The organism is Corallococcus praedator, from assembly GCF_003612125.1.
GTDB lineage: Bacteria > Myxococcota > Myxococcia > Myxococcales > Myxococcaceae > Corallococcus > Corallococcus praedator.
On the sequence record NZ_RAWI01000453.1, the window covers coordinates 1 to 6944 of the forward strand.

The 6944-nt window shown below is 71.9% G+C and carries 1 protein-coding gene; it reads right to left on the reverse strand.

Annotated features, from left to right (window positions below; translation table 11 throughout):
- On the reverse strand, positions 1-6944 hold a 6944-nt coding region (locus tag D7Y13_RS35805), incomplete at both ends, for a non-ribosomal peptide synthetase (protein WP_147452568.1).

Sequence of the window (6944 nt, forward strand, 5' to 3'; positions counted from 1 at the left end):
GGCCACGGGGGTGGCGGAGGGCGCGGGGCCTCCGGCTTCGCGCTCCATGCGCCGGGCCAGCTCGTTCACGGTGGGGTGCTCGAAGAGCCACACCACGGGGACGTCGCGCTGGAGGTCCTCGCGCAGGCGCGCGGCGATGCGCACCACGGACAACGACGTGCCGCCCAGGTCGTCGAAGAGGTGGTCATGCATGCCCACGCGGTCCGCGCCCAGCTCGCGGGCGAAGACGGCGGCCATCCGCTGCTCCAGCGGATCCGTCGGCTCCACGAAGCGGCCCTGACGGCCGGTGGACACGGCATCCGGCGCGGGCAGCGCCTTGCGGTCCACCTTGTTGCTGGGGTTCAGGGGCAGGGTGGCCAGCGTCACGAAGACCGACGGCACCATGTACTCGGGCAGCCGCTGCCGCAGGCCCGCGCGCAGGGCCGTGCCGTCCAGCACGTGGCCCTCCCGAGGCATCGCGTAGGCGACCAGTCGCTTGTCGCCGGGCACGTCCTCGCGCACCACGACGGCGACCTCCAGCACGGAAGGCAGGTCGCGCAGGGCGGCCTCCACTTCGGCCAGTTCGATGCGGAAGCCGCGCACCTTCACCTGGTTGTCGAGCCGGCCCAGGAACTCCAGCACGCCATCCTCACGCCAGCGGACCAGGTCGCCCGTGCGGTACAGCCGCCCGCCGGGCGTGATTCCCTGCGCATCCGGGACGAAGCGGTCCGCCGTCAACTCCGGCCGCGACACGTAGCCGCGGGACAGGCCATCGCCGCCCAGGTAGAGCTCGCCCGGCACGCCGACGGGCACCGGGTGCATCCGCGCATCCAGCACGTAGCCCGTCGTGTTGGACAGCATCGGCCCGATGGGCACCGAGCCGCTCCCCACCTGGTCCGGCCGCGACACCATGAAGGTGTTGGAGGCGACGGTGCACTCGGACGGACCGTAGATGTTGGTGACGCTGGTCGTTCCGGATTCGACGGCCTTGCGCACGTGGGGCGCGGAGATGATGTCCCCGCCCACGTGCACCTCGCGCAGATGCCCGAGGATGTCCGACTGGTGCTCCACGATCTGCGAGAAGAGCCCGGTCGGAATGTGGGCGTAGGTGACGCCGTGCCCCTTCACCATCCGGGTGACCTGCTCCAGGTCGCTCGCCTTGTGCTGGCCTGGGAAGATGACCAGCCGGCTGCCATGCAACAGCGGGAGCCACAGCTCCAGGATGGAGCCGTCGAAGGAGACGGGCGCGAGCAGCATCATCGTGTCGCCGACGCCGTAGTCCGCGTAGCTCTTCGAATAGACCAGCCGCAGCAGGCTGCGCTGCTCGATGCACACGCCCTTGGGCCGCCCGGTGCTGCCGGACGTGAAGATGACGTAGGCCAGATTGCGGGGGCCCACGTCCGTCACGGGCGCGGTGACGGGATGCGACTCGAGCGACAGCTCCTCCACGAAGAGGATCGGCGCGGCCCCTTCGGCGTGCTGGAACCGCCCGCGCAGATCGCGCCGGGTGAGGAGCAGGTGGGGCCGGGCATCCTCCAGCATGAAGGTCAGCCGCTGGGCGGGGTACGACGCATCCATCGGCACGTACGCGCCGCCCGCCTTGAGCGTGGCCAGCGCGCAGACGACGAAGGCCACCGAGCGCTCCAGGCACACCGCCACCAGCGTGTCCGGCCCCACGCCCCGGGCCACCAGCTCATGCGCGAGCTGGTTGCCGCGAGCATCGAGCTGCGCGTACGTCAGCCGTTCGTCCTCGGACTCCAGCGCGATGGCGTCCGGATTGCGTGCCACCTGGTGCGCGAACCAGGCCGCGACGCTGGTGTCGGAGGGGTAGGGGTAGACGGTGTCGTTGAAGTCGACGAGCACCTGCTGCCGTTCGGCTGGCGTGAGCCAGGGCAGCGAGGACAGCGGCGCGTCCGGTCCGGAGACCGCGGCCTCCATCAGCGTGCGCAGGTGGCCGGCCATGCGGGCCACGGTGTCGCGTTCGAAGAGGTCGGTGCTGTACTCGATGGCGCCGTGCAGTCCGTCCGGCGTCTCCGTGAGCAGCAGGCCCAGGTCGAAGCGCGCCGTGGCACTGTCCACGTCCAGCATGCGCAGCGTGAGGCCCGGCGCCTGGAGCGTCCCGGCCGGTGCGTTCTGGAGCGCGAAGATGACCTGCACCAGCGGCGTGCGGCCCAGGTCGCGTTGCACCTGGAGCTCTTCCACCAGCTTCTCGAACGGCAGGTCCTGGTGCTCGTACGCCGCGAACGTCGTGTCCCGCACCTGCGTCAACAGCGAGCGGAAGGACGCGTCCGGGTTGACGCGGGCGCGCAGCACCAGCGTGTTGACGAAGAAGCCGACCAGCCCCTCCAGCTCCCCCTGGTTGCGGCCCGCGATGGGCGAGCCCACCAGCAAGTCCTCCTGCCGGCTGTAGCGGGACAACAGCAACTGCCACACGGACAGCAGCGCCATGAACGACGTGGCGCCCTCCTGCCGGGCGAGTGCCCCCAACCGCTCACCCAGGACGCGGGGCAGGTGCAGGGGCAGGAGCGCGCCGCGAGGGGAGCGCTGCGTGGGACGGGGCTTGTCGGTGGGCAGTTCCAGGACGTGCGGCGCGCCCGCGAGCTGCTCCTTCCACCACGCCACCTGCTTCGCGAGCACATCACCCTGGAGCCAGCCGCGCTGCCACGACGCGAAGTCCGCGTACTGCACCGGCAGGGACGGCAGGGACGGCGTCGTCCCGGACGCGAACGCCGCGTAGGCCGTCGCCACCTCGCGCACCATCACACCCACGGACCAGCCGTCGGACACGATGTGGTGCATGCCCAGCACCAGCACGTGGTGCTCCGGGGCCAGCCGCAACAGCCGTGAGCGCAAGAGCGGACCGCTGCCCAGCTCGAAGTGCCGACCCGTCTCCTCCAGCGCCAGCCGGTGCACCGCTGCCTCGTGCTCCTCGGGAGGCAGGGCGCTCAGGTCCGTCATCGGCAACGTCCACGCGGGCATGGGCTGGATGACCTGGATGGGATCGCGGCCCTTCAGCGCGAACGTGGTGCGCAGGGCCTCATGGCGCCCCACCAGCAGCTCCAGCGCGCGACGCAGGGCCTCCGCGTCCAGCGTGCCCTCCAGGCGCACGGCCCCGAGCAGCACGTACGGCGTGGCCCCGGGCTGAAGCTGGTCCAGCACCCACAGCCGCTGCTGCGAGAAGGACAGGGGCAAGTCTCCGTCGCGCGACACGCGGCGGAGCGCGGGCACGCGCGGTCCGTCCGAGCGCACCAGCAACTGCTCCTCCACCAACTCCGTGACACGGGCCACGGTGGACGCGGTGAAGAGGCCGCGCAGCGGCAGCTCCACCTGGAACGTGGCGCGCAGGCGGGAGATGAGCTGCGTGGCCAGCAGGGAATGGCCGCCCAGGGCGAAGAAGTCGTCGTGCAGGCCCACGCGCTCCACGTGCAGCACGTCGCGGAAGAGGCCGGCGACGCGCTGCTGGAAGGGCGTCAGGTGCTCGGGGACGGCAGGGAGCGAGGCCGCGGCGGACTGCTCGGGGACGGGCAGGGCCTTGCGCTCCAGCTTCCCTCCGGGCGTCAGCGGCAGCGCGGCCATGGGCACGAAGGCGGACGGCACCAGGTGCGCGGGCAGCCTTTCGCTGAGGAAGGCGCGCAGCACGGACGCATCCAGCGTGGGGTGGCCCACGACGTACGCCACCAGCCGCTTGTCGCCCGGCACGTCCTCGCGCACCACCACCACCGCCTCGCGCACGGAAGGGTGCGAGTGCAGGACGGACTCCACCTCGCCCGGCTCGATGCGGAAGCCGCGCACCTTCACCTGCGCGTCCACCCGGCCCACGAAGTCCAGCGTCCCATCCGCCCGCCACCGCGCCCTGTCGCCCGTGCGGTACAGCCGTGCACCGGGCACGCCGCTGAAGGCGTCCGGCACGAAGCGCTGCGCCGTCGTCGCGGGGTGGCCAGGGTAGCCACGGCCCACGCCCGCGCCGCCGATGAACACCTCGCCCGGCACTCCGGGCGCCACGGGCTCACCGTGGGCGTCCAGCAGGTACAGCCGGGCCCGGGCCACGGGCCGGCCAATGGGGACGACGGTGGCGTCCGGTGCCAGTACCTCCACGGCGTGGAAGGTCGCGCAGACGGTGGCCTCGGTGGGGCCGTAGAGGTTGGTGAGCTGGCCCTTGGGGCCCGCCGCGAGCACGTTGCGCACGGCGCGAGGGTCCGCGCGGTCCCCGCCGAAGAAGGTGTTGCGCAGGGCCGCCAGGGCCCCGGGCTCCTCACGCGCCATCTCGTGGAAGAGGGCGGTGGTGAGCAGCACCGTGGTGGCGCCCACTTCCCGCAGCTTCCGGGCGAGGTGCGGCGGCGACAGCGTGACGTCACGCGGGAGGATGACGAGCCGCGCGCCGTTGAGCAGCGCGCCCCAGATTTCGAAGGTGGCCGCGTCGAAGGACGGCGTGGACACCTGCGCGATGCAGTCTTGCGGCGTCAGGCGCACGTAGTTCGTCTCGCGCACCAGGTGGACGATGGAGCGGTGCTCCACGCCCGCGCCTTTCGGCGTCCCGGTGGAGCCCGACGTGTAGAGCACGTACGCCAGCTGGCCCGGCAGCACCGCCACCCCGACGGGCGCGGTGGTGTCGTCGTGGCGCTCCAGTGCATCCGGCTCCGCGTCCAGGCACACCGTCGGCCACGACTGCTCCAGGAGCGACGGCAGCAGCGCGCGCTCCGTCACCACGGCGGACAAGCCCGCGTCCTGGAACATGAACGTCAGCCGCTGCTGCGGGTAGGACGGGTCCAACGGCACGTAGCAGCCGCCGGCCTTGAGCACGCCCAACATGCCTACCACCAGGTCCAGGCCGCGCTCCAGGCACAGGCCCACGCGGCCCTCCGGACGCAGGCCCAGGGACACCAGGTGGCGCGCGAGCTGGTTCGCCCGCGCATCCAGCGCTCCGTAGGTGAGCGAGCGGCCCTCGTGCTCCACGGCCACGGCGTCGGGCGCGCGGCGGGCGTGGGACTCGAAGAGGCCGGGGAGGGTGTCCTCCGTGAAGGGCAGGGTGGCCGCGGCGTTCCAGTCCACCAGCACCCAGGAGCGCTCTTCCGCGTCCATCAGTGGCAGGCGGCTGACGGACACCGTCGCGTCCTTCGCCACGGCCTCCAGCAGCACGCGCAACTGCGACGCCAGTCGCGCGGCGGTGGTCGGGGTGAAGAGGTCCAGGCTGTATTCGAGCGTCCCCTCCAGCCCACCGTCACGCGCCATCATCGACAGGCTCACGTCGAAGCGCGACGTGTCTGGTGCGGTGGGCAGCAGTTCCACGCGCACACCGGGCAGCGCAGGCGGCGGCACGGGCGCGTTGTGCAGCGCGAACATCACCTGGAACAGGGAGGCACGGTCCGCGCCCCGCTCAGCGCCCAGGGCTTCCACGAGCCGTTCAAACGGAACGTCCTGGTGGGCATACGCGGCCAGGGCGGACTCGCGCACGCGGTCCAGCAGCTCCGTGAAGCGGGGGTTTCCATCCAGACGGGCACGCAGCACCAGCGTGTTGAGGAACACGCCGATGAGTGGCTCCAGCTCTGGCCGGGTGCGGTGGGCTACGGGACTGCCCACGGCGAAGTCGTCCTGCCCGGAGTAGCGTGACAGCAGCGCTTCGTACCCGGCCAGCAGCACCATGAAGAGCGTGGCGTCGCGCTCCCGGGCCACCTGCTCCAGCGCACGCACCAGCGAGGCCGGCAGCGTGAAGACATGGCTTGCGCCCCGCAGGGTCCGCGTCGCGGGCAGGCCATGCTCGGAAGGCAGCGTCAACGCGGGCAGGTCCTTCAGGGAGTCACGCAGCGCGTCCAGGTGCGCCTGCACGCCTTCGGAGTTCCCCGTCTGGCGCTGCCACACGGCGAAGTCGGCGGCCTGCACCGACAGCGCCGGAAGGGGTGAGGGACGGCCTTCCGCGAACGCCGCATAGAGGCTGCCCACCTCGTGCACCAGTACGCCCATGGACCAGCCGTCGGAGACGATGTGGTGCATGTTCAGGAGCAGCACATGCTCCTGTGCAGCCAGCCGGAGCAGGCGCGTGCGCAGGAGCGGGCCCGTGCGCAGGTCGAACGGCAGGGCCGCCTCGTCACGCATGCGGCGGCGCAGGGTGTCCTCTCGTGCGGCGCCTTCGGGGAGCACCTCCACCGGCAGCGGCCATTCGGCGGGCGCGGCGTGGATGCGCTGGAGCGGCTGGCCCTCGCGCTCCAGGAAGGTGGTGCGCAACGGCTCATGTCGGCGAACGATCTCCGCGAAGGTGCGGCGCAGCACCTCCACGTCCAAGGCCCCAGTGAGCCGCAGGGCCAGGGGGATGTTGTAGAGCGCCTGTCCCGGTTCCAGCTGCTCCAGGAACCACATGCGCTGCTGCGCGAACGACAGCGGCAGGTCCCCGTCCCGCGGCACGGTGGGAAGAGAAGGGCTGACGGCGCGCGACGGCAGCGCCTGGATGCGCTCCGAGAGAAGGGACAGCGTGGGCGCCTCGAACAGCGTGCGCAGGGGCAGGTCCACGCCGAACCGCGCGGCCACCCGGGTGACGAGCTGCGTGGCCAGCAGCGAGTGCCCACCCAGGTCGAAGAAGTCGTCGTGCGCGCCCACGCGCTCCACGCGCAGCACTTCACGGAAGAGGGACGCCAGTTGCTCCTGGAGCGGCGTCAGGGGCGCGTCGTCCTCACTGGAGGACGTGGAGGCGGTGGGCGCGGGAAGCTCGCGGCGGTCCACCTTCCCGTTGGTGGTGAGGGGCAGGGCGTCCAGGCCGACGAAGGCGGCGGGCACCATGTACTCGGGCAGGCGCGCGCGCAGGTGCTCTCGCAGGACTCCGGCCTCCACCGTGGCCGGGACGACGTACGCCACGAGGCGCTGGTCTCCGGGCACGTCCTCGCGCACGATGACGACCGTCTCGCGGACGTCGGGGTGCGTGCTGAGCGAGGACTCGATTTCGCCCAGCTCGATGCGGAAGCCCCGCAGCTTCACCT